At 49.4% G+C, this 25,512-nt stretch carries 17 protein-coding genes; 8 read left to right on the top strand and 9 right to left on the bottom strand.

Features of this window, described 5'->3' with window-relative positions; genetic code table 11:
* Positions 1-62 precede the first annotated feature (62 nt).
* Positions 63-923 carry an acetylglutamate kinase gene (gene argB, locus DFR28_RS12445; RefSeq protein ID WP_113954699.1) on the bottom strand — a complete coding sequence of 287 codons (861 nt, stop codon included), beginning with the start codon at positions 921-923 and terminating at the stop codon, positions 63-65.
* 321 nt (positions 924-1,244) lie between these two features.
* Between argB and DFR28_RS12440 the strand changes: the two genes are divergently transcribed.
* The 4 genes from DFR28_RS12440 (at position 1,245) to DFR28_RS12425 (ending at position 10,840) form a co-directional block, all read left to right on the top strand.
* Positions 1,245-2,846, top strand: a complete 1,602-nt coding sequence (locus DFR28_RS12440) for a TolC family protein (protein ID WP_170132084.1) — start codon at positions 1,245-1,247, stop codon at positions 2,844-2,846.
* Between the two features lie 64 nt (positions 2,847-2,910).
* Complete coding sequence (locus DFR28_RS12435; protein ID WP_113954697.1) at positions 2,911-4,470, top strand: efflux RND transporter periplasmic adaptor subunit; 1,560 nt, start codon at positions 2,911-2,913, stop codon at positions 4,468-4,470.
* 50 nt (positions 4,471-4,520) lie between these two features.
* Positions 4,521-7,697 carry an efflux RND transporter permease subunit gene (locus DFR28_RS12430; protein WP_113954696.1) on the top strand — a complete coding sequence of 1,059 codons (3,177 nt, stop codon included), beginning with the start codon at positions 4,521-4,523 and terminating at the stop codon, positions 7,695-7,697.
* Positions 7,694-10,840, top strand: a complete 3,147-nt coding sequence (locus DFR28_RS12425) for an efflux RND transporter permease subunit (protein WP_113954695.1) — start codon at positions 7,694-7,696, stop codon at positions 10,838-10,840. The genes DFR28_RS12430 and DFR28_RS12425 overlap by 4 nt, the downstream gene beginning before the upstream one ends.
* Before the next feature lie 86 nt (positions 10,841-10,926).
* On the opposite strand, the gene DFR28_RS12420 is transcribed toward DFR28_RS12425, so the two are convergent.
* The 5 genes from DFR28_RS12420 to DFR28_RS12400 form a co-directional block, all read right to left on the bottom strand.
* Entirely contained in the window at positions 10,927-11,376 is a 450-nt protein-coding gene (locus DFR28_RS12420; RefSeq protein WP_113954694.1) for an ABA4-like family protein, read from the bottom strand.
* Positions 11,377-11,495: 119 nt separating this feature from the next.
* Complete coding sequence (locus DFR28_RS12415) at positions 11,496-12,023, bottom strand: hypothetical protein (protein ID WP_113954693.1); 528 nt, start codon at positions 12,021-12,023, stop codon at positions 11,496-11,498.
* A gap of 194 nt (positions 12,024-12,217) precedes the next feature.
* Positions 12,218-13,222 (bottom strand): NAD(P)H-dependent glycerol-3-phosphate dehydrogenase, encoded by a 1,005-nt coding sequence (locus DFR28_RS12410; RefSeq protein WP_113954692.1) that lies wholly within the window; start codon positions 13,220-13,222, stop codon positions 12,218-12,220.
* A gap of 11 nt (positions 13,223-13,233) precedes the next feature.
* The gene (locus tag DFR28_RS12405) at positions 13,234-15,540 is read right to left on the bottom strand and encodes a glycerol-3-phosphate 1-O-acyltransferase (RefSeq protein WP_113954691.1); all 2,307 of its coding nucleotides are present in this window, start codon (positions 15,538-15,540) and stop codon (positions 13,234-13,236) included.
* Positions 15,541-15,550: 10 nt separating this feature from the next.
* Entirely contained in the window at positions 15,551-17,389 is a 1,839-nt protein-coding gene (locus DFR28_RS12400; RefSeq protein WP_113954690.1) for an HAD-IB family hydrolase, read from the bottom strand.
* Between the two features lie 192 nt (positions 17,390-17,581).
* Here DFR28_RS12400 and DFR28_RS12395 point away from each other — a divergent pair, with 192 nt between their 5' ends.
* The 4 genes from DFR28_RS12395 to DFR28_RS12380 are packed head-to-tail and all read left to right on the top strand — an operon-like array spanning position 17,582 to position 22,416.
* Positions 17,582-19,180 carry a WS/DGAT/MGAT family O-acyltransferase gene (locus DFR28_RS12395; RefSeq protein ID WP_113954689.1) on the top strand — a complete coding sequence of 533 codons (1,599 nt, stop codon included), beginning with the start codon at positions 17,582-17,584 and terminating at the stop codon, positions 19,178-19,180.
* A gap of 17 nt (positions 19,181-19,197) precedes the next feature.
* The gene (locus DFR28_RS12390; RefSeq protein WP_211316986.1) at positions 19,198-20,979 is read left to right on the top strand and encodes a M28 family metallopeptidase; all 1,782 of its coding nucleotides are present in this window, start codon (positions 19,198-19,200) and stop codon (positions 20,977-20,979) included.
* Between the two features lie 19 nt (positions 20,980-20,998).
* Positions 20,999-21,922 (top strand): alpha/beta fold hydrolase, encoded by a 924-nt coding sequence (locus DFR28_RS12385; protein WP_113954687.1) that lies wholly within the window; start codon positions 20,999-21,001, stop codon positions 21,920-21,922.
* Positions 21,919-22,416, top strand: a complete 498-nt coding sequence (locus DFR28_RS12380; protein WP_113954686.1) for an MOSC domain-containing protein — start codon at positions 21,919-21,921, stop codon at positions 22,414-22,416. Before DFR28_RS12385 ends, DFR28_RS12380 begins: the two co-directional genes overlap by 4 nt.
* Here DFR28_RS12380 and DFR28_RS12375 read toward each other — a convergent pair whose 3' ends face one another.
* From DFR28_RS12375 to DFR28_RS12365, 3 genes are read right to left on the bottom strand one after another with little or no spacing between them, the layout of a single operon-like run.
* On the bottom strand, positions 22,417-23,283 hold the full coding sequence (locus tag DFR28_RS12375) for a dienelactone hydrolase family protein (protein ID WP_113954685.1): 867 nt from the start codon (positions 23,281-23,283) through the stop codon (positions 22,417-22,419).
* A 51-nt stretch (positions 23,284-23,334) separates the two neighbouring features.
* Positions 23,335-23,955 carry a glutathione S-transferase family protein gene (locus DFR28_RS12370; protein ID WP_113954684.1) on the bottom strand — a complete coding sequence of 207 codons (621 nt, stop codon included), beginning with the start codon at positions 23,953-23,955 and terminating at the stop codon, positions 23,335-23,337.
* Between the two features lie 49 nt (positions 23,956-24,004).
* A complete protein-coding gene (locus tag DFR28_RS12365; RefSeq protein ID WP_113954683.1) occupies positions 24,005-25,267 on the bottom strand; it encodes a spinster family MFS transporter in 1,263 nt (420 codons plus the stop codon).
* Between the last annotated feature and the right edge of the window lie 245 nt (positions 25,268-25,512).

The raw sequence follows: 25,512 nt of genomic DNA, 5'->3' as shown, positions 1-25,512 counted from the left end.
ATCAGTGAAAATAATAAGCTTGTAGGCAAAATACGTAGTCGATTATTTAGTCAAGCGATCGCTTAACTTCGAATCAATGTTCCCACACCTTTATCCGTCAACACTTCCAATAACAGCGCGTGATTGACCCGACCATCAATAATATGTGATGTCTTTACCCCAGCCTGCACCGCCTGCAATGCGCAATCGACCTTAGGTAACATGCCGCCTTGAATGGTTCCGTCCTGTTTATAATGATCAATTTGTTCAGCGGTTAGACCTGTTAGCAGTCGCCCTTGCTTATCGAGCACACCCGAAGTATTGGTCATTAACACCAATTTTTCAGCCGTTAACTTACTCGCTAAAGCTCCCGCCACGGAATCCGCATTAATATTGTAGGTTACCCCATCACTACCACTGCCGATCGGGGCGATCACCGGAATAAAGCGCTCAGCTTCAAGCGTCTCCACCAAGCTACTGTTTATCGACTCCACCTCACCAACATGCCCATAATCAACGTCAGGTTTTCCCGAACTGAGTTTGCGTGCGCGTATCATGTCACCATCTTTGCCGCTTAAGCCAACCGCTTTACCACCGTGCGAATTAATCAAGCTAACAATTTCCTTATTGACTAATCCACCTAACACCATCTCCACCACTTCCATGGTCTCTGCGTCAGTCACACGTAAACCATCGATAAATTCAGTGGTCTTGCCCACGCGAGCTAAGGTTCCACTAATTTGCGGGCCGCCACCATGAACCACCACAGGATTCATACCAACGGCTTTCATCATAACTACGTCGCGCGCGAAACTTTCTTTTAGGGCGTCGTCAATCATCGCGTTCCCGCCATATTTTATGACGATAGTCTTGCCATGAAAGCGCTGGATATAAGGCAGTGCTTCAATTAAAATTTTTGCGGCATGCTGGGTACTGTCTGGCATCGTATTGCTATTGTGTAAAGTGCGGGTTATTGTCGCGCATTGTATTGCAAATCAAGTATAACATTGCCGTTAATCTGAGTCCGTTAGTGACTTAACTAATCGTCACTAGCACTCGACATGCTATGCCGCAAAATAGTTACTGGCTACGACGAATGACAAGATTTTTACTTGATTTGACAACCTATGACCGCTAAAAGTAGTACCAAATAAATAATAGTGCAAAGTTTTGGGTAAATTTTTGAATCCAAATCCTGAGTATTACCATCTTATCTAGACGATAAACACAAAATGATGCCGGTTATAGCCAGGCCTGACACACTGATGAGAAATAGATCAATCGATAACCCGCCTAGTTCCTTTAGCCAATCTAACCCATTGAAATCAGGCTCTCGCATGGTCACTCGAGCGGTGCCCGTTATTGCGTTACTCGTATTAGCCGGTTGTGCTAGCAAAATCGACAAATTGCCCGATGAAGCCCAACTAACGGTGCCAGAGGCATGGCAGACTACACCGATTGTGGTTACCACTGAAGAATCCGCCGCCAGCATCAGCACCGACCAAGTTTCGCCGAAAGACACGAGCGCAGCCGTAGAAAATGGTTGGCTAAATCGCTTTGCAGACGAAGACCTAAATAATTACGTCGATATTGCTTTGCGCAACAATCCTGACTTGTGGGCGTCGTCAGCACAGTTGAAAACCGCCATCGAGCAAGTCACGGTGACTGGCGCAAACTTATGGCCAAATCTGCGCGCTGGCGTGAGCAGTAATCGTACCGACCGAGAGACCGACGGTATTACGACTGAAATTCGCACCGTCAGCGGCACCTTGGAAATAAACTGGGAAGCTGATGTATGGGGCAAGCTGACTCAACGTCGACGCGCCGCTGCCTACTCAGCACAAGCGCAGGCTGAGCTGTATAACGCTGCGGAGCTGTCATTAGTCGCTAATGTCAGTCGCGCCTGGTTCAATTTGATGACCAACAAACTACAACTGGACTTAGCACAACAACGACTCGAGAGTTTTCAAAATACTGCCAAGCTCATTGAAGAAAATTATGAGCGCGGCCTACGCTCAGCATTGGACGTGTACTTGAGTCGAACCGATGTGCAGCGTCAAATTGCCAATCTGTCAGATTCAAAGTTCAGTTACATTAGCTCACTACGCGCGTTTAAGACTCTGCTTGGTGAATACCCGTCACTAAGCATGGACTTTGAAGCCAAACTGCCGACTCTCACTGGACCAATTCCAGCTGGATTACCCGCTGAATTATTAACGCGCCGCCCCGACGTCAAAGCCAGTCAGCTACTTTATAAGTCAGAAATCGCCAACGCTAAGGCCGCTAATCGCGATCGCTTTCCGACCATTAGCTTTACCGGCTCAATCGGCGATAGCCGTGATGAATTCAACCAATTGTTCGACAACAACAATATGGTGATGACATTAATCGGCGGCATCGCTCAACCTATTTTTCAAGCGGGCGCCTTAAAGTCACGCGAAGATCAAGCCTATTATCAAGCTGAATCGGCCTATGCCTCGCTGGTTAAGACAACCCTGAATGCTTTTCAAGAAGTAGAGAACTCTCTAACCCGCGAGCAAACACTACGTGAGCAGCACAAAGCCATCTTAGAAGCCGTGCGCCTAGCACAAGGTGGTCTGGATTTAGCCTTAGATCGCTATCAAACGGGTATCGAGAATTACACAACCGTTCTACAATCACAGCGTAGTTTATTCGACTCTATGCTGTCGGAAATAAATATTCGCAACGCCTTGCTACAGAATCGCATTAGCATTCACCTCGCATTGGGCGGCGATTTTGCTACCCAAGAACAGAGAGCGGACAATCAAACATTACCCAGTCCTACGCAAGCCCAGGCTAGCATGGAGTCGGTTGAGGAATCTGAACCCGCTACCGACACCGAGTAAGCCTCACTCAATCACGAGTTCATACGCTTACTTGAGGTTGGTAGCACGCACACAAGAATAAGAAATGAGCAGTGATATAGAGCAGCAATCAAAGCAAGAACTCGAGCAAAAAGAAGTTCAGCCCAACAAAACTTTAGATACATTCAGGAAAATTCTAAGGAGCATTGGCAGCGTAATCATGAAGATCAATCGCAAAGTGCGAATTGTTCTCACTATTTTCGCCATTACCTTCGCCTTCATCTATGTGTTGGTTGCGCTGCGTCCTGAGGCGCAAAAACGTGCTATTCCTGAAACGGTAGTCAAGGTTGAAGTGGTGACTGCCACGCCTTCTGACTACCCGATTGTGGTCAACACTAGCGGCACCATCCAAGCCGACACACGTGGCAACTTGGTCTCGCAAATTCGCGGTGAAATTGTACGCGTCTCAGATACCTTCAAAACCGGCGGTGCGTTTAAGAAAAATGACGTATTGATCGAAGTTGACCAGCGCGACTACTTGGCCGCACAAAGCCAGGCCGCCGCTACCGTCTCACAAGCGGAAGCCGCTTACCGCCAAGAACAAGCCAACTCAAAGCAAGCAATTCGTGATTGGCAGCGTCTGGGCAACAGTGGCACGCCACCGGATCTGGTCGCACGCAAACCTCAGCTTGAGGCCGCACGCGCGCAACTCGATTCAGCACTCGCCAACCTCGAAACAGCCAAACTTAATTTAGAGCGCACTAAGATCAAAGCGCCGTACCAAGGTCGAGTCATTCGCCGCGACGCCGTGCTCGGGCAATATGTCAGCGTTGGCACCGTCCTCGCTGAGGTCTTCGCAACCGATGAAGTTGAAGTCAGACTACCACTCAGCCAAGACGAGTTTGCGCAACTGGGTTTAGATAGCCTGCTCGGCACCGAGCAAGGAAAGCAATTCGCTGTGGTCATTAGCACCGAAGTCGGGGGCCATCGTTATACATGGGATGCCCGAGTCACTCGAACCGACAGCACCTTCGACCTAAGCACACGACAAATCGATGTGATCGCCAGTGTAATCGCGCCCTTCGACACTGAAAATCAAAAGCCTCCGTTGAAAATCGGCCAATTTGTCACGGCTCGAATTCAAGGCCGCACCGTGAACAATGCCATCGTCATACCCAATAAAGCACTCCGTGAAGGCAGCTATGTATTCGTTTCTCAAGACCTACGCTTACAGCGCAAGCCGGTCAAAGTAATTTGGCAAGATGATCAAAATGCACTGATCGAGTCTGGTATTGAAAGCGGCGACTTAGTCGTCACCACGTCACTCAATAGCACTCTGGCCGGTGCTAAAGTCAAGCTCTCGGAATCAGTCGCCAACGGCACTGGCAGCCCATCACTTACACTCGAAGATACCCAAATACTACAAGCCGAGGTATCCGATGAAATACCGGATAACAAGCTGCCAAGCACGGAAAGTGAAATCTCCGCGCCAGCCGAATTAGCACCTACCAGCATCACGCCTGCTGACAACCAAGCTGACTCGCAACCAGCTGAACTTCGCAATACGCCGGTCGAGTCTACTGAAAGTCCCACAGCGGATGCCATCGAGCCGATTGAGAATAGTGCCGCCGCTACTGAGGGCGGCAATGCATCGGCTAATAATTAGGCACTGGGCGTGATGTTGGCGCACAAGCCCAAACCTCGCGAGTCACTATTATGATTGAATGGTTTGCAAGAAACCCAGTCGCCGCGAATTTGCTGATGATCGGCATTGTTATCGCCGGTGTCGTGTCGGCTAAAACATCCATTCCGATGGAGGTGTTCCCGTCGTTTATTTCCGACCGTATTTCAGTTAGCACACAGTTTCGTGGAGCCACGCCGAAATCCGTTGAAGATGGTATCACCACACGTGTCGAACAGGCTATTTATGATTTAGAAGGCATTTCCAAGATATACGGCCAATCCTCAGAAGGAACCTCAACGGTGGTTGCTGAAATTGATTCAGGCTTCGACCGTAGGGAAATTCTAAATGACATTAAATTGCGCGTCGACGCGTTAAATACGCTACCCACGGCCGCTGAAAAGCCTGTGGTGTCGATCAATCAACGCAATTCAGGCGTTATTTTCGTGGCGGTGGTGGCCGACCCAGCTTACAACGTTAACGCCAAAAGCTTACGCCAAGCAGCCGACAAAGTGCGTGCCGATTTACTCACCGATCCAGCCATCACCACAGTTGAATTCGATGGTACCGCCAATTACGAAATCAGCATCTCGATAGCCCCCGAAGTATTAGACAGCTATAACTTAACGCTGGCCGAGGTAGGTCAACGAATACGAGAAGGTTCGGCCGATATCTCAGCTGGCAACATTCAATCGCTTGCCGGAGACATTTTGGTTCGCGCGGCGGGTCAAGCTTACGATGCACAAGCTTACGCTCGCATTCCAATATTGACCTCTGGCACTGGGCAGCCAATTCGCTTAGGCGAAATTGCCACCATTAGTGATGGCTTCGAAGAAACACCATTAATCACCCAGTTCGACGGCAAGCCGGTGGTGATGCTTGAAGTGTTGCGGGTCGGCGATCAAAGCGCAATTGAAGTGGCCGACGCCGTCCATCGCTATTTCGACAAATCGCAAGGAACACTACCACAAGGCATTGCCCTACAGTTCTGGGACGATGATGCGGTATTGGTTAAGGCAAGACTATCTACCTTGCTCTCCAGCGGCATCCAAGGCGGCGTCTTGGTACTAATACTGCTCTCGCTATTTCTTCGTCCAGCCGTGGCATTCTGGGTCTTCTTAGGCGTTCCAGTGAGCTTTATGGGAGCCTTAATATTCATGCCATTTGTCGGTGGTACATTTAACATGGTGAGCCTGTTCGCGTTTATCACCGTACTCGGAATTGTGGTCGATGACGCAATTGTCACCGGCGAGAATATCTATCGCAGGATGCGCGACGGCGAAGATTCGCTAACGGCGGCAATCGTTGGCACCAAGCAAATTGCGTTACCCGTCACCTTCGGCATTTTCACCACCGTAGTGGCATTTTCACCGCTGGCCGACATGGGGAACAACCGCCAAGGCTTCTTGGCCGCGCAAATTCCCATGGTGGTCATTCCCGTGCTATTGATGTCGTTAATCGAGTCAAAGTTCGTGCTACCGGCGCATTTAAGTCATCTAAAGCCCCGCAATGACCAGCAACGTGCAAATTTTCTCAGCCGCATTCAAATGCGTATTTCTCGCGGATTCGAAGAAGCCATTGATCGCTATTATCAGCCCTTTCTAGCACGCTGCTTAGACAATAAACTGGTGACGGTTTGCCTACTGTTAGGGGTCTCTGCTGTGGTGGTCGCGTCCGCACAACTTGGACATGTACGCTTCACATTGTGGCCACGAGTACAGTCAGAAGAAATTCGCTTTTCGTTAGAAATGCCGGACACCACTGGATTTGCCACCACACACAAGCACATCCAAAGCATTACCAAAAGCGTACAGCTATTGCAGGAAAAGTACCGTAATCCTGAAACTGGGGTATCCATCATTCGCCATGTTTTCTCGACCAGCGGCAGTTCCGGGCGCGTCAATAAAGCCTCGGTGGGCCGAGTCAGTGTGGAAATCATTCCGCCCCCAGAACGCCACGTAGAGATAACCGCCACCGAGCTCGGCCGCGAAGTGCGCAACATGGTTGGCGAGATTCCGGGCATGCAAAAATTTAGCGTGCGAGCCGAAACTGGCGGCGGGGTAAGCCCGATCGACGTAGAATTATCCGGCCCGGACTTCAAACGCATGGGCGCAGTGGTTGAATTAGTTCGAGAAAAGCTAAAAGAGTTTCCATCCGTTTACGACATTCAAGACAATTACTTCGGCGGCAAAGAAGAACTCAACATCGAATTAAAACCAGCTGCATATGCATTAGGCCTCAGCTTAGCGGACGTCGCCGAACAAGTGCGCAATGGAGTCTTTGGGTTTCAGGCTCAACGCATACAAAAGGGCCGCAACGAGATCCGAGTAATGGTACGTTACCCGCTCGAATACCGTTCCGCTATCGAAGATTTAACTCAACTGCCAATTCGGGTACGCAATAGCGATACCGAAGTACCGCTAGCCGACATCGCCGAATTTAGTACGGGCTCGAGCCCCACCACCTTATTTCGCTTAGATCGCAAAGGCATCTTAAATGTGACTGCGGATATTGATAAAGATATTGCCGATATGTCAGCGATTATGCGCGACCTAGAACTATTTATGCAGGACGTCAAACAAAGCTACCCTGACGTCGGTTACGCGTTTAAAGGTGAGGCCGAGGAACAAGCCGAATCAAACTCAAATATCGCCTCTGGAAGCTTCATCGTGCTAATCGCAATCTACGCGTTGCTCGCTATTCCGTTCAAGTCATATGGTCAGCCATTCATTGTTATGTCGGTTATTCCATTTGGCATTGTTGGCGCTATCTTGGGACATATTTTATTACAACGCGACTTATCCTTTCTCAGCATCGTCGGAATGCTGGCATTGGCTGGCGTGGTGGTTAACGATAGCTTGGTATTAGTTGACACCATAAACCAACGCCGCAAAGCCGGCATGACGGTTTATCAAGCGGTGGTTACGTCAGGAGCAATTCGCTTTCGGCCAGTACTGTTGACCTCGCTGACCACCTTCGCCGGCTTGACCCCACTACTCTTAGACTTCAGCACACAAGCTGAGTTTTTGAAACAGATGGCGATTTCACTCGGCTTTGGTATCTTATTTGCTACCGCCATCACGTTAATTATTGTGCCCATCAATTATATGCTGGCCTATCAGTTAAAGCATGTCCTGCTAAATTTTTGGCATGGCAAGGATCATCCCAAGCGAGTCATCATCGCTAATCAAATAACGGAGAGCAAAGCATGATCAAGTGGTTTGCCAAGAATCATGTTGCCGCCAATCTTTTAATGTTTGGTATTATCATAATGGGCACGCTGGCGCTCACTCGAGACATCGCGCTCGAACTGTTGCCAGACTTTCAACTCGACACCATCACCATTACCACGGTGCTACCTGGTGGCAACCCTAGGTCGATTGAAGAAACCATCACCACGCGTATCGAAGAGGCTATCGCTGACATCGAAGGCCTTGAGAAAGTAACGTCGCGCTCAGCCGAAGATATATCGTTAGTCTTCGCTCAAATTGAGTCTGGCTATGATGATCAAGAAATCCTGAGTGACGTAAAGATACGCGTCGATGCGCTTTCTACCCTGCCGCAAGATGCTGAACGCCCGGTGATTCAAATTGCCGATGTGCCGATTCAAGTTATTGGCTTAGCCGTGTATGGCGCAGAACTCAACTACGATGATCTTTACCAAACCGCATCGGATACTCGGGAGGCTCTATTGCGAGTCGACGGGGTTTCTCAGGTTGGACCAATCCAAGGCCCTGGCCGCGAGCTACACATAGAAGTCGCCCCGCAAACCCTGGAACAATACAACTTAACTCTGGCTGATATTGGTTTAGCTATACAACGTAACTCAGTTGATATTTCAGCGGGAAATTTGAAAACCCGAGACGGCGATATTTTGGTGCGCACCAATGGACAAGCCTACCGTGCCCCGGAGTTTAGACGTATACCGATTACCAACTCTGGCGACCAAGTTGTCTACCTTGGTGACATTGCCACGGTGACCGACGGCTACCAATTGGTACAAGTTGAAACACAATACAATGGCGAAGATGCGCTAACCTTCGAAGCGTTCCGGGTTGGTAAACAAAGCACCATCGACATCTCCGACAAAGTTAAGAAATTCATCGTCGACTATCAAGATAAGCTTCCTGCCGGCGCCAAGTTAGGCACCTACGGTGAAACTGCTAAAGTCGTTGAAAGCCGCCTATCGACCTTGGTCACAAGCGCCTGGCAAGGCGGCCTGCTGGTTATGATCCTGCTCGCCTTATTTCTGCGGCCCGCGGTTGCAGTGTGGGTTGGCATCGGCATTCCAGTATGTTTTCTCGGCGCGTTTGCACTGATGCCAGCTCTCGGGTTGTCACTCAATATGTTAACCATGTTCGCATTTTTGATCGTGTTGGGCATCGTTGTAGACGATGCCATCGTCACCGGTGAAAACATTTACCGACATATGCGCAACGGCATGCCACCGCAACAGGCTGCCGTATTTGGCACTGAAGAAGTAGCCATACCGGTAACCTTTGGCGTAGTCACAACCATGATCGCGTTTGCACCGTTGCTCGCGGTAGAAGGCACACTATCAACCTTCGCCAAACAAATTCCGTTAGTGGTTATTCCGGTTTTGGCGTTCTCCTTGATTGAATCAAAACTCATTCTACCGGCACACATGAGCACCATAAAAGCCCGTGACGAGAACGATATTTCATGGTTCGGGCGTACCCAGCAAAATTTCTCACGTGGTTTTGAATCAACGATTATTCGGATCTATCGGCCATTTTTAGCCCGCTGCGTCAAAAACAAAACGATCACCGTGGTCAGTGCGTTGTGCGTGTTTATCGTGGTTATTACCCTGCTGAGTACTGGCTGGGTTCGCTCGTCATTTGCACCGGATTTTGTCGATGACGCGGTGTATGTGCGGCTAACCATGCCAAGCACCACTGGCTACCAAACAACCAAAAAATACGTACACCACATCGTTAAACAAGCGAACGAGCTATCTAAAGAATACGTGCAACCAGAAACCGGCGAGCCGATATTCAAATACATTATTTCTGTATCCGGCTTAACCTTGGATGGCGGCACCGGCGCGCCCTCGTTTGGTACCAACAAAGGCATTGTCATTATCGAGGTCGAGCCCAGTGAAAATCGCCCCGAAGACTTTTCCATCAGTAAAGTACAAGAACAACTACGTGCCCGCATAGGGGATATTCCTGGCGCCGAGAAAATGAGCTTAACCTCAACTTTTGGCGATTTCGGCCGCCCTATCTCGGTGGCTATTTACGGTAACGATGAAACCCAGCTGGCCGCTCGCGTAGATGATATCCGCGAGTATCTAAAACAATATCCGGGCGTCTATGATATTCAAGACAACTATTCATCTGGCAAAGAAGAGGTCCAGCTAGAGATTACCCCGTTAGCCGATTCGCTCGGTTTATCATTGTCGAACATTTCCTCTCAAGTTCGCCAAGCCGTTTTTGGCTTTGAAGCGCAACGCATCCAACGCGGTCAAGACGAGCTCAAAGTGATGGTACGGTACCCATTGGAATATCGCTCCTCCATGACCGATGTCGAGAATATGCCGATTAGCGTCGGCAACAGCAGCCGAACCATTCCGCTGTCACAACTAGCTGATTTGGTGCCAAACACCAGCCCGTCTGCAATTTATCGTGATCGTCAACGACGCACGGTAACAGTCAGCGCCAATCTAGATAAAACCACCAATGATGTTGAGGTGATTCGCCGCGATTTAACCAACTACCTAGATGAAATGTTCGCGCAAGAACCCCTATTAACTTACACCATGGACGGCGAAGCTGAGAACCAAAGAGAGACCAATGCCAGTTTTGCCTTAGGCTTTTTACTGGTGATCATCATGATCTACGCGCTACTAGCAATTCCGTTTAAGTCATTTTCTCAGCCGTTTATTGTTATGTCGATTATTCCATTGGCGATCGTCGGCGCCATACTCGGCCACTTAATTCTAGGGTTGCCGTTTTCGATGCTCAGCATCATGGGTATTTTGGCGCTAACCGGCATCGTGGTTAACGATAGCTTAGTGCTGGTCGATTATATCAATCAGCAACGCCTTAAAGGCGTACCTGTAATGGAAGCGGTGTTAACCGCCGGGGAAATTCGCTTTCGCCCCGTCATGCTCACGTCGATGACCACGTTTGTCGGCTTGCTGCCGTTGATGGTGACCAGCGATACACAATCGCAAGCACTCGTGCCAATGGCTGTATCACTAGGTTTTGGCATTCTGTTCGCGACCTTAATCACCTTGATCATTATCCCGGTCAACTATTTGATTTTCCACTACCTTGGCTTGTGGTGGAATGACCAACCTCGAACTTCGGCCGACCTAGCGATCGCGAAGTAATCTACGACACAATCGACTAAGCATGTTCATATTGGACTAGCACAAGCGATCTTGGAAATTCACTCGTGCTAGTTCAATGGTGTATTTTACGGCTTAGCAAAGTTTTCATCTAAGCTCGTCATGCGATTGATGATTAATCGAAGTATTAGGTAGCTTAACAGCCCGACCGGGCCAAGCATGAAGGTCAGCAACAAACAAGGCACAATCCAAAAATGGGGAATGCCGTGGCGCTTAGAATCGCGTAGCTGCCAAGCCCCAACAAATAAATCAAACACTAAATAGTGTATCCAGCCTGCCACCATTACCCAAGGCTCTGAAAATAGGATCATGACGGCCGCCAATGATCCAAAGCCACCGTTCTCTGGCGTGGGCTGCGCTTGATAGAATGCATATGCATAAGCGATACCTAACAACACCGGAATCCATACCGCCGACACCAAACGTTGCGTCCATCGCCAGCTTGGCAATAAAATCAATAATAGCCACGCCGGTAGAACCAGCCAATTGCATAGGGTAAATAAGAGCGCTGCATCCATAACCTAAACCTCATACAAACTCAGTTTTGAGAACTCAAACAGTCCCCATCAATAGAATACAGGCTAGACTAATAATGTGTCCGCAGCAACACGCCCATTAACTCGGGCGCAACGGACCGTTAAACGCGCTTGAACAAATCCAGCAGGCTTGAGGAAGGAACAAATATCTTACTAATAGTTTGGCGCTTTACGGTTTCAAATTGCCCCGAAAGCTTAGCCGCGATTGAGACGCCATGATCCGTACATTTCAGCATACCAACTGAGCTGCCTGAAACTACCGCCGACTCCACGTCAGGCTCGTCGATTTGACCCGAGAACACCAACTCACCGATGCAACTCGTGTCATCATCGGCTAGCGAAAAATGTGGACCCGTGGTCGCTTCGAATTGATTATTCGGATGCAGTTTTCCAGTTGCTACGAACTGACCATCAGTTACCGTCACCTTGTTACCATGAATAATCACATTGCTTTCAAATTGTGACGACTTCTCAGCATCACCGGCAAGTTGCGTAACCGCATCCCAATTCCCAGTGTACACACCATCAAAATTGGTAGCCGAAGCTACTCGGCTAGAGCGATCTGCACAAGCTTGCAAGCCACCAACAACTAATAGGGTGATCAGCAAAAAATATACGTGTTTAAACATGGCCTCGTTACAACTAAAGTGATTAACCGCGCGTATTTCGAGGTGTTTTGGTGACACCCAATCAAGCGGATCGGCAGTCTAACGAGATTGCTAGCAGACATCAACCATGATGTCCTTTGTTTCATACTAGTTTCATGTCGGCTCAATCTAATGGAAAGCTATGTGGAGCTCGATGTGAAAACCAGAGTCGGCTGTCAGTCAGATTCGATTTCAGCCCCGACACGTCGCTTCAACAAACCGTAAAATGCTTGCTCTGCGGTTCGGCGACCGGCAATGACCTCGTTGACATCGTGCGCTATTGGCATTTCCACCCCATGGCGAGCGGCCAGCTTAACAACCGTCGGAGCGCTCTTGACGCCTTCAGCGACCATTACCATATCGGCGATTATGTCATCGATATGGCGCCCTTTTCCTAACTCTACGCCAACATGATGATTGCGACTTTGTGAGCTAATACAAGTTGCCAACATATCGCCCATTCCAGTTAAACCAGAAAAAGTTTCTGCTCGTCCGCCAAGCGCCACGCCTAAACGAGTTATCTCGGCAAGCCCGCGGGTAATCAATGCCGAACGGGTATTATCACCTGCGCCTAAGCCGATTCCCATACCAACGGCAATCGCAATAATATTTTTCAAAACGCCGCCTAACTCACAGCCAATCACGTCATCATTGGTATACACCCGAAACAACCCGCTGTTGAATATCTTCTGCAACTCTTGAACAATCACATCATCGACCATCGCAATGACACTCGCCGCAGCTTGCCCTGCCATCACCTCACGTGCCAAGTTAGGTCCAGTCAGCACACCAACCGGATGCCCCGGCAACTCACGCTGAATCACTTCAGTCATTCGCAAGTCAGTGCCATTCTCCAAACCCTTAGTCAGACTAATAATCGGAATCCAAGGTCGAATAAACGGACGTACCTGTTTCAACACATCTCTAAATGAGTTGGACGGTACACCCATAACCAATACATCGGCATTAGCCACCACCGCTTCCAAATCTGAATAGGCGACTAAATTCTTCGGTAATACCGCGTCAGGTAAATACTTTTTGTTGGTGTGTTTTTTATTGATCTCTTTGACTGTATCGGGACTTCTTGCCCACAATGACACATCAGTGTTCTTAGCAATCAATGAGGCTACCGCGGTACCCCATGAGCCTCCACCAATCAACCCAACTTTTAATTTGTTCAATTTATACCTCCCTAATCAAGATCGTTAGGCATCGCCAAGGCTCTGATTCGCTCGATACGATGCGCTCTAACCCTGAACTCCTTACTAATTTTTTTACGCTTTTCAACCAAATCGCTGCCACCAGCCGCGACCAGTCCATAGCTATCCAATAGTTTATAACCGTTCTTAAATAAGATTTCGCCAATTGATGCTTTACTGGATATACGACGTTGCAAATAAGCTTGTCGGCCATACTTAAATGCCGCCGAAACCAGCGCCTTTTCGTCCATTGTCTCGCCTTCACCGAGCCGGCCGAATACATCGGCCACGATTCGATAAGACTCAATATAAGGTTTAAGACAGCAGTGAGCGACTAGCGGCTTCATACTCCGAAGTAAGTTAGCGACAAAGTCACGTTGCTGAATATGACTCTCCCAGTCCGCATCGAAATGCGCCAGTTCAGCTCGAATGCCCGCTTGAAACTGTTCAGTCGGAGCATAGAAGAATTCGAATTTAAATACATCCTTCAAGTAATTTGCTTCGCGCCAAAATGCGGCGAGCTTATCACCAGGTTCGCTTAGAGCCTCTAACAAGCTCATTTCAGCAATCGCCTTTGACACAAAGTGATGCACAATTGTATTACGATAATAGCTCGCCATCACCTGTTGGTCATCGGCCACCGCATACACCGTCTCAGGGCCTTCATCGTAGCGATTAATGAGCCCAGAGTTGACCATATTATCGATCAAATCGAGCATGCGCTGCTGATTTACATCATCAAAATCGCTAGTGAATTGTATGTCTCGGGTACGCGACCAATCGCGTAGAGCATCCATATTCTCGCTAAGCTCATCAATTGTTTGCGCTCGCGGTGCGGCGCCCAGCAGCGACATTGACATTAACGACGTCAAGGTAATCGGAGTGACTCGGTTTGCCTCAACGCCAACCTGGAATGCGGTACGCTGCAAAGCTAACGGATCAGCCTTATACGCTTCCTTATTCACCACCACGGGATTACCAAAATCAATATAGATTCGCCCCAATGGTTGTCGCATTCTCCTCAGATAGGAGATAAACCAACTTAATGACTCCGGCCGCTTAATGCCGCCAGCCTGTTCCGCAGCGTAATCTTTGACATCGTTGTTCATGTCGTAATTAATCGCTACTGGAATGATATGCAGATCATCCGCGTCCGAATCTTCGATCGCGTCCATCACATATTTGAGCATGCCGTAACGCGGCGGCATTAGCTTGCCGACTCTCGAACGTGTGCCTTCAAATGACCAGGTCAACGGAAAGCGTTTTTCCAACAGGTAAGCCAAATAATTTCGTAACACCAATTTGTACAGCGGGTTGTCTTGAAATGAACGGCGAATAAATATAGCGCCAGACCGACGCGCCAAAAAACCAACGCCAGCGAAAGCCATATTGATGCCGCCCATTATGTGCGGCGGCGGAAAATCATTTTCAAACAAAACCGACTGAATGGTAATACCATCCATATGTGTTTTGTGGGTCCAAAGCAATGCAGTCGGATGCTCTCTCACTATCGAGCGATAACTCTCCAGCTTTTCGAGATCGACCACCAACTTGTCTTCGTAGCCCAAGGATATTACCCACCGATTAAAAGAACCGGCAACGTCCTGCCAAAAGTTGTGTGGCAACGCGACGAGTTCTTTAAAGTAAGTAAGCGCCTTATGACGCAGCTCTTGTTCAGACTCTCCGGTGGTCTTCGCAATTTGCTGAATTCCGGCTTTGTATCGATCACTAGCCCTGACTTGCTTAGAAACTTGCCTTGGCACTTTATAGCGACTACCGCGTAAGCGACGCTCAGCCACCTCCAATGCAAGACTTGCTTGCTCTGCGACATAATCAGCAAGGTTGACATTAACTGGGGAGATACTGCGACGCGCATCATAGCGCTCGGTAAGATTCTGAACGGTCGCAGGGTTCCCCATAATACAGAACGCCCGCGAAGGGTCAGCATCTAGAATGCACTGCGCTCGACGCAAACCCGGGCGTCGTGGATTACCACGCACTAAGTCGCGCCACTTCGGCCCACTATTAACATCATCAAGCATGGTCTTCCATACCACGCGAATCGGCACCACTAGCGTTTCTTCACTGACTTGCAGAGCAATTTGCAAGCCTTCGGTTGGAATGTCTTCAGGATTACGAACAATAGGAACCACGCAGTGGCTAACCGTACCACTGAACCCGGACTGCGCTTTTGTATTATTGAGCCACTCGAGTAACAGTTGCTCTTCAACCTGGTGCGCAGCATCTATAATGAACAGAACTTGTTCGGTATCGATAGCTTGCCATGGGTTGGTCGTCATTTGCTTTACTCTATTCGGCTAAGGTGCGCGCAGACACTTTCGGAACAGTCGCCTTTTTACTCGACCGTCGACGCCCACGTCGAGGTGCTGACTCGGCTCGACTCACCTCTTTACTCGCTGCAACGACTGGCTTGCGTTCTGCTGTTAGCTTAGCTTGCGCTTGTGAGTTGAGTTTGCGCTTCTGCTGTTTGACGACGGACCTTGCCGAACGCTTAACCGCAGCAGCTTGTTTCTTCGCGGCTTCAGACTTGTTGCGCGCCGACACTTTAGCTTGAGCAACGTTTGCCGCCTCGGCAGCGGCATCAGCTTTGTCTGTCAAAGCCTGCGCTTCACTTATCTCTAAGGCATGTTGACGAGCTTTTGAGCGAATTCTCGAAGCACTCTCAGCGGCTTTTAGTGACTCTTCACGACTTGGCTGAAAACGCATCTGATCCAATTCAATCAAGAACATATCGCGAACTTGCTCGACGTGTTGATTCATCGTTTCGGTTTTCCACTGACTAGTATCTACCGCTGGCAACACGCTGACTTTGACCGTAGCAGGCCGAAACACATATTGACCGCGCGGCGCAACGTCGATGGCATTGTGAATCACAATCGGCACAATCGGCACGCCAGCTTGCATTGCTAAATGAAATGCACCTTTCTTAAAACGCCCAAGATTAGTAGACGTCGACCGAGTTCCTTCAGGAGCAATACACACTGAACGCCCTTCCTTTTGCAGCACATCAACCAATGGTTTCATGGCTTCCATTGCGGAACGGGAATTCTCTCGATCAATAAGCACTGTACCGCCCAATTGCATCAACTTCCCCAAGACCGGCACGTTACCGATCTCTTTCTTGCCTACGCCCGCTAAATCTCGTCGCAACAGCGTTGGTAATATAATTACGTCGGCTTGGCTCTGGTGATTAAACACAAAGACGCAAGGTCGATGCGCCCACGCATTCTCTTCACCTTCCACATCAAGCTCAATGCCGGTCAGCGCACACGCGGTATCGGCGAACAAAGAAGTTGAGAAATTACGCGTCTTGTTCATAGAACCAGTCAGCGCATAAATCGGTAGCCCTGCCGCAAACGATGTCACCATGCTCATCTGCGTAGCGAAAGTTTTAGCATAGTCGAATACTGATGCTTTGCCTCGACTGTTAAAGTCCTGGACTGGCCAACCGCGGCCCTTGGCAATTCTACGCAGTCGTTTATTCGGGTTTAGTGGTCTAGGTTTACCGACAAACTCAAGCAGTTGGATGTCTTCATCGCTGTCGCTGTAGAAGTAGCTTTGGTGAATATCAATACCACGCTCTTCGACCATCTTTTCCGCCGCATCGACTTTACCCATGCCATAACAAGTGGGCTTAAGCACCGCGCCAGTGAACTTACCACCAACCACCTCCAAGTGGGTACAGTGGACATTTTCAATGCCGAGCTCACGCGCAGCGGGCATTACTTGATACGGCGTTGCCGCTGATATCAGTGCCACCGTGTGGCCTTTGCGCAGATGAGCTTCGATCAGCGCCCGAGACTCAGGATAGATTAACTTAGCGATGTGCTTGGTATATAACCGCTCAGCAAAATCGAGGTAGTCGTCTTCATTGATTCCAGCAAGATATTGCGAAGCAGCCGTCATCATCGCCGAGAACCCCATATTCCCTAAACCGAACTCGGTCATAACCTTGACCAACTCTACTAGCTGTCGCGGCGCTAGGTCTCCGCGTTTTATTTGCTCGCGCAAATATGTGGTCGCAGAGTACCCATAAATTACCGTACCATCAAAATCGAAGAAAGCCCCGATTTGAGGCCCCTCGGGAGATGCTTCTACTTCTTTAATAACTTTGCTGTATAAGTCCATGCATGCACTCAAGGCACGTTTGTTTGCGAATCATTATGATGAGCGTTCAATACTACCTCAACGCGGGGTATTTACAAGAAAGTCCGAGTTATGCTGAACATATTTTAGTGATGCCTTAACAATTCCAGTAAGGAAGCAACTTGCTTTTTGGAGTAATATTAACCCCACGCGTTATTTAACTCATCCAAGACTATGCAACAGCTATCGGCTCAAGACGCTCAGTTTCTTTATATGGAGACCAACAAAAGTTTGTCTCAAGTGACATCGGTCGCTATTTTCGACCCATCAACAGCACCGGGCGGCACCGTTCGATTCAAAGAGATCATCGAGCATGTACGTAGTCGTCTGCACACCTCGCCGATCTATAAACGTCGAATCTATCATGTGCCACTTGAACTTGATTATCCATATTGGATTGAAGATGAGCACTTTGACATTGAATACCATATCCGCCACGGCCGCTTGCCGCATCCGGCTGATTGGCGACAATTGTGCATCCACCTTGCACGCTTTCATTCACGCCCTCTGGATATGCAACGCGCACCGTGGGAAATGTATGTCATTGAAGGAATCGATAATGTTCCTGGCATACCCGAAGGCGCTTATGCGGTGGCGACCAAGATTCACCATGCCGCCGCAGACGGAATGGCCATTGTGAATTTTTTCGGTGGCCTAATGGACATCGACTTAAAAGGCACGCCAGTGATGCCAACCAAGCAACGCATTAATTCCAACCGCTACGAGCGACCAACCCCGTTTCAAATGTCCGCTCGCGGGCTACTAAATTACGCGCGCTCGCCAATGCAAGTTGCCAATACCTTCATGCGTTACGCGCCGGGAATTGTGCAACAAGTTAAAAACAAGATCGCAGAAAAACAACGTGACGCCAAAGTTAGCGTACCAATGACGCGCTTTAACCTCGAAACGTCACCGCACCGAGTGTTTGATTGCACCACATTCCCACTGAGCGATTTCAAACCAATACGTGGCTTAGCCAGCGGCAGCACGATTAATGACATGGTACTAGCGGTTTGTTCCGGAGCCTTACGTAAATATCTAGGCCACCATAAAGAGCTCCCCGGCGAATCACTGCGTGCCTTCGTGCCAGTCAATGTGCGCGGACCACGCGGCAGCTTGCAAGAGGCTGAACAACCAGGCAATAACATCAGTACAATGTCACCATTACTGCATACCAACGTAGCCGATCCGGTTGAGCGACTCAAAGCGATTCATGCCGAAACTAGAGAACAAAAAGCCGCTCGCAAAGGTATGTCCGCTCGACTTATGACCGATGTCACTCGTCATATTCCTGCCAGCACGCAACTATTAGCCGCGCGGCTAATGATGCGATCAGAAATGGCCGGCCGCATGACCAACGTTTGTATTTCCAATGTGCCAGGACCTCAAGTACCGGTGTATATGAACGGTGCCACACTAGTTAATCAAATGGGCTTGGGACCACTATCTGATCGTATGGGCTTGTTTATCGCAGTCACCAGTTATAACGGCATGATGACCTTTAGCGCCACATCGTGTCGACGCACCATGCCCGACGTCGACTTTTTTATGCAATGTATTCGCGACAGCTTTGAAGAACTCAAAGTTGCTGCAGCAGAAAATCTCGCTAAAAAGTCAAAGGCGGAAACCAACATAAAACAACTCGACGCTAAAAAGGCCAGCAAAAAAGTCAGTAAGAAGCGTGCTTCAAAAAAGGTCAATGCAAAGAAAAAGGTTGCCAAAAAGCGCACCACAAAGAAAAAGGCGACACAAAACGCCACCACTAAATCGTAGCAAGAGGAACACTCAAGATGCCCACTATTTCCAAATCTAGATTTGGCAGCCATATTCAGTCGACAACGATGTTTTCGATGCTAATTGCTGCTTTTAGCCTAACGTTGACAGCATGCGACCAACCGCAGCAAACTAAGCTTGAAGCCGGCGCAACCAACACCGACCAAGCCGCCCAATCAATGCCGGTAATTGATGCCGCTTCTATTGAAACGGCCGCCAGCCAAATAGATGATGCCGGGTTTATGCAGCATGTGAGAACGCTTGCATCAGACGAATTTGAAGGCCGTGCGCCATCAACACCGGGTGGCGAAAAAACGGTTTCTTACCTTGAAAATGAGTTCAATAAGTTGGGACTCAAACCAGCATTTGGGGGCGATGGCGACACCAGCTACCGACAAGGTGTAGAGCTAATGGAGTTGACCATTACCAACAACCCAGCGTTGACGTTGACTCATAAAGATGGCACATCGCAAGTTCTACCTTACAAAGAGTCATCGGTGTCGTTCACCTCACGTACTGGTGACGCTGCACAACTCGAAGCATCTGAATTAGTATTTGTTGGCTATGGTGTAGTTGCACCGGAGTACGGCTGGAATGACTACGCCGGAATCGACATGACAGGTAAAACGGCCGTCATTTTAGTCAACGACCCAGGATATCGAGCTGAGAATGACGAGCTGTTCAAAGGCCGCGCGATGACTTACTACGGTCGCTGGACGTATAAGTACGAGGAAGCCGCTCGGCAAGGCGCGGCTGGTGCCATCATCGTTCATGAAGATGGCGCAGCTGGCTACCCTTGGGAAGTGGTAAGCGGCAGTTGGTCAGGTCCCCAATACAATCTGTACACCGCAGACGGCAACCAAAACAATTTGGCGGTCGAAGCGTGGATGACGCAAGATGCCGCGCAGTCTTTGTTTGCAAGCAATAAGCTTGATTATACCGAGATGGTAGCTAAGGCTACCCAACCAGGTTTCACTCCAATTAGCATGAGTTCAACGGCCTCGGCATCACTGGAGATCACCAGCCGCCAATCAAAATCGTATAATGTTGGCGCGCTGATTGAGGGCAGTACCCGCCCTGATGAATTGTTTATCTACACCGCTCACTGGGATCATCTTGGCGTAAAATCGGTGGCAGATGGCGAAGACGCGATCTTTAATGGCGCGCAAGATAACGCAACTGGCACAGCGGCGCTAATCGAGCTGGCCCAAGCATTTAAAGCCTTACCGACGGCGCCTGAGCGTTCGGTTATGTTTCTGGCCGTCACCGCCGAAGAGTCTGGCCTACTTGGCTCGAAGTACTACGCGGAAAACCCTGCGTTCCCTATGCATAAAACGATCGCCGGTATCAACGTCGACGGCATGTCGACTATCGGCGCCACCGACGACATCGTGGTGGTTGGCTATGGCAATTCACAAATGGATGAATACCTGCGTCACGAAGCCGAGAAACAAAATCGTGTGCTAGTGCCCGAACCAACTCCCGAGAAAGGTTACTTTTATCGATCTGACCACTTCAACTTAGCTAAGAAAGGAGTGCCAATGCTGTATGCCGAAGCAGGCTTAAAGGTACGCGGTAAACCAGCTGGCTATGGTCAACAAGAATCCGACAAATACCTAGCGGAACGCTACCACAAGGCGGCCGATGAAATACACCCAGAATGGGACAACGGCGGAATCCTCCAGGACTTGAATGCCCACTTTCGTATTGGCGTAGCAATTAGCAATAGCAACGACCAACCGCAATGGAGCGAAGGCAATGAATTCAAGGCTATCCGTGAAGCCAGCCTAATTCAATAACTTAATCTGAGTCGCATCAATGAAAGGCTTATTGAAAGCACTCGCCAGCCTAGCAATTTTGATTGGGCTGGCGGGAGCCAGTATCTACTTTGTATATCCCGGAATCATGTTGCAAGGCTTGCAAGCCGCAGCGGCCAATGCGGCGGGGTTAACGCACCGCTCTGTCGATATCAATGGTTACTTAGCGCATTATTATGAAGGTGGCCAAAACAACAGCCAAACTTTGGTGCTATTACACGGTTTAGGAGACGACAAGAACACCTTCGTTACCGCCGCACAGAGCTTAAGCTCGCGCTACCGGATTATCCTACCTGATCTACAAGCACACGGTGCTAACGCCGCACTGCTCGGCCGTGACCACAGCATTCAAGGTCAGGTCGACTTTGTAGATAGCCTGCTGCGCACGGTTAACGCCAATCGTTTTGTAATTGGCGGCAACTCAATGGGCGGGCACATAGCCGCGGCTTATGCGATGGAACATCCGCATCGAGTGGATGGCCTGGTGTTGCTAAACGCAAGCGGCTTTCAACTCGCTGAAGAGTCAGCCTACCGGCGCTACCCGGAGAGTGTCAGTGTAACGTTTTTTGAGGAGCTGTTTGCGCAGCTGTTCGTAACGCAACCACAGTATCCGCGCCCAGTCTTGCAGCACTTAGCGAATGAGTTGAATGCCAAGATACCGGTAATGAATGATCTAGTTGAGCAAGCCCAACAGGGCAAACATTCTCGACTCAATGACAAATTACCGCTGGTTACCGCTGCCAGTCTTATCTTATGGGGACAAGGCGACTCGCTGCTGCCGGTCGCCTACGCAGAAGCACTTAACTCCGCCTTACCAAACTCGACGTTAGTGGTCTTTCCCAATGTCGGCCATCTACCTCAGTTCGAGGCGCCGCTGGAAGTCGGCCAGCAACTGCAAAGTTTTCTAGATGGCATCTATCCATGACCCAAACGACGTTAGCCGACTTGATGGCAACCATACCTCAAGTCGGACGCGTTACATGGATCGGCTTGCGACCACAAAGAAACGCCACCATAACCGCCGTTGATTCAGTGCTGGCTTGCTCCAATCAAGGTCTGGTGGGAGACCGATATGCCGGACGAACCGGCAAGCGCCACGTCACTTTGATTCAAGCTGAGCACTTGCCGGTGCTGGCAAGTCTACTAAATATACCCGAGTGTCGCCCAGAGCAACTCAGGCGTAACATCGCCGTAAGCGGCCTCAATTTACTGGCGTTAAAAGACAAAGAGTTTTTAATCGGCGATGCTCATCTCCGTTACACTGGCTTGTGTCATCCATGCTCTCGGATGGAGGCCATTTTCGGCGCTGGCGGCTACAACGCGCTGCGTGGACACGGTGGCATCACCGCACAAGTATTAGGTGGTGGCGAAATAGCCATCGGCAGCGCGATTCGAGCGCTACAAAACCGCACGGACTAACTACTGCAGAAACATCTCCACAATCAGTTTGGCTTTATCCAACGAAGCGACCGCAGCCTGCTTAGCCGAACGCACAGTTCGCCCCTCCCTGACCGACACCGCATCCACATCGAATGCATGATCAACACCGTCGAATACGTGCTGTTGCACCGAGCTGCCTGATTTTATAATTGAATCGTAAGCTGACAAACAGGCTTGTTCGCCGACCACGGAGTCGGCCGCCACATCGATCGTCAACAGTTTCGGTTGCAAGCGCCAACCCTGTTCATTGGTAGCCGAGGCCACGCCGCAGTACGGATAAAACAATACCACTTCATGGATTGAATCTAAGCCCGAAGCAAACGGAGCTGACACTCCAAACGGCAATTGTTTAGCGGCATCTTGAGCAAACGCATCCATAATACTCCATGCACCATGCGACCAACCCATCAACACAATATCTTGTTTGGCTGTCCATGCTTGGCGATTGGCCCATGTGATCGCTGCCAACACGTCACCAGCACGCTGACCACCGAGCAACTCACGGCCACGACAAACTTTCGTGCTGGCACGGCTCGAGTCAATGCCACGACCGGCATAACTATCAACATAGACCGCCGCGAAGCCCCATTGCTTAAGTGTTTCGCCCCAGTACTGTTGCTGTTGCTGGTCGCCGCCACAGCCATGAAACATCAACACCGTTTTAAACGGTCCATCACCATCGGGACGAAACACGGTTAAATGCGGAACCACTATCTGCGACACAGCATCCGGCGTTAACTTGGGTACCAACCAACCTTTAAGAATCGCCTGATAACTAAGTGCTGCCGCGATCAAGGCCGACCCAACAAACAAAGTGAGCCGTTTGAACCATTTACCTTTCAACATATTGGATCTGTTGCTTTAGTGTGGATTTTTTCTGACTGCATATTAGCCCCTTTAGCCAGCGGTTTTAGCAATTAGATCTGCATCTATTTGCTTGGCTTTTTGGTATGCGGACCGTGCACGCAGGCGCTCCGCGTACGCATTAAAATTATCAGTGTCTGGCAACGTCTTAAACTGCACGCCCCAATCGACTTGGCTGCCAACATAGACATCAGCCATGCTGAAATGATCACCACACACGTAATATCGCTCGCCTAACATTTGATCTAACACATCAACAACCAACTGATAGTTACCGTAGCCCGCCATTTTTTGCTGACTATCATCAACATGAAACCCCAAGCTATTATTGATAACAGCACTCTCTAATGGGCCAGCAGCAAAGAACAACCATCGATAATAATCACTACGCCGATCGAGTTCGGGCGCCAATTCCGCGCCTGGAAAAGCATCAGCGAGGTAAGCACAGATGGCGGCGCATTCTGTCACCACATGCCCATCATGCTTGATCGCCGGCACCTTGCCCATTGGGTTGATAGCGCGGTAGTCATCGCCCTTCATGTTCGAGCCATAGTCGACCAAAACCTGCTGATACTCCGCACCAACTTCGTGCAGCGCCCAACGCACAATTTGCCCACGTGACATAGGGTTTGTATAAAAAATTAAGTCCGACATTCTTTTCTCCAGTAGACAAACAAATAAAGATACGAAATAGTAGGGAGCCTTATGACTCGTTGGCCTTCAACATACCCCTCGCCGCAAGTATAAAATGCACAAACGACCATACACAAACAATGGGTATCACATAGAGCACCGCATAGCGCAATGACTCATCGCCGAATTCCGGTCGCAATAAATCACTAATCCAACCAACGAAGGTCGGACCGCATCCTAGGCCGATAATATTCAACACCAAAAAATAGAGCGCCGACGCCGTCGCCCGCATACGCGGCTCCACTGTGCCATGCAACACGGCTAGCGTGGCACCAAGGTATCCGGTCATAAAAAATGCCATAAACATATTGGCAATCAAGGCGGTCATTTTATCGGTCGCGGTAAATACGATACAAACCGGAATAATTGCGAGCAAAATGGCTAAACCAGGTAACCATAAATACCAGCGCTTATCTTTTTGTCCGTAACGATCACACAAATAGCCCCAACCAAAGGTGCCCAACGCCCCTAAAAAACCAACGCTGGCAGCCAGCCACCAAGCTAATTCAGCAGTACCCATTGAAAAGCTACGAATAAAAAATGGTGGCGTCCAGCTAGTAAGACTATAACCAACAAAACCACTCAATCCGGCAGCGATGCTAACGTGAACCAAGTAACCGCGCGCCAAGATAAAATTCAACACACGCATAAAGCTCGCCGGCTCTTGCTCGACAGTACTTTTTTCTGACCAGCCACGAATCGGCTCTTGAACCGTTATCCAAACAATAACGGCAACCACTAAACCCGGCAAACCTACAACCAAGAATGCAGTACGCCATCCGAAATACTCATTAATAATACCGCCAAACAAAATACCGAACATAATGCCGATATTGATGCCGGTCGAGTAAAAAGACAGTGCAGAGGCACGCTGCTCCGGCGGGTACATGTCAGAGATCATAGAATGCGCCGGCGGACTGCAACCAGCCTCGCCGATGCCAACCCCAATGCGCGCCAGAACCAGCTGTGCATAATTAGCAACAAACCCACTCAGGGCGGTCATTAGGCTCCAAATACCAATCGACGCCGCAATAATATTACGACGACTTGAACGTTCCGCAAGGCGAGCAATCGGGATGCCCGCCAGTACATAAAATATCGCAAATGCTAGGCCAGTTAAAAGTCCGAGCTGCAGGTCAGAAAGGTCTAATTCAACTTTGATCGACTCTTGTAGGATCGTCAGTAATTGACGGTCGATGAAATTGACGGCGTACACTAGGGTTAGAATTATCAATACATACCGACGATAGCCGGCACTTTCGTACTTTGTCATTACGAGAGCCTCCTCAGGTTTTAATCGAGTAGCGCTATTGCCATCGACATACGCAACTTATCGAGTAAGTTGCTTATTATTATTGGTATAAGCCTATCACTTAATATTCTGGCCTGAGGCAAAAGAATCTAGCGGAGCCGAATGCGCGGTATCGCACTACCAACATGACTAGCTAATGTTTGTGCATATTAGTGCGGCTAGAATCGTAACACCGTGGATTAAAGGAGGTACGCTTACTAGATGAC

Source organism: Arenicella xantha, assembly GCF_003315245.1.
Taxonomy (GTDB): Bacteria; Pseudomonadota; Gammaproteobacteria; order Arenicellales; family Arenicellaceae; genus Arenicella; species Arenicella xantha.
This window is presented reverse-complemented; position numbering and strand designations above follow the sequence as displayed.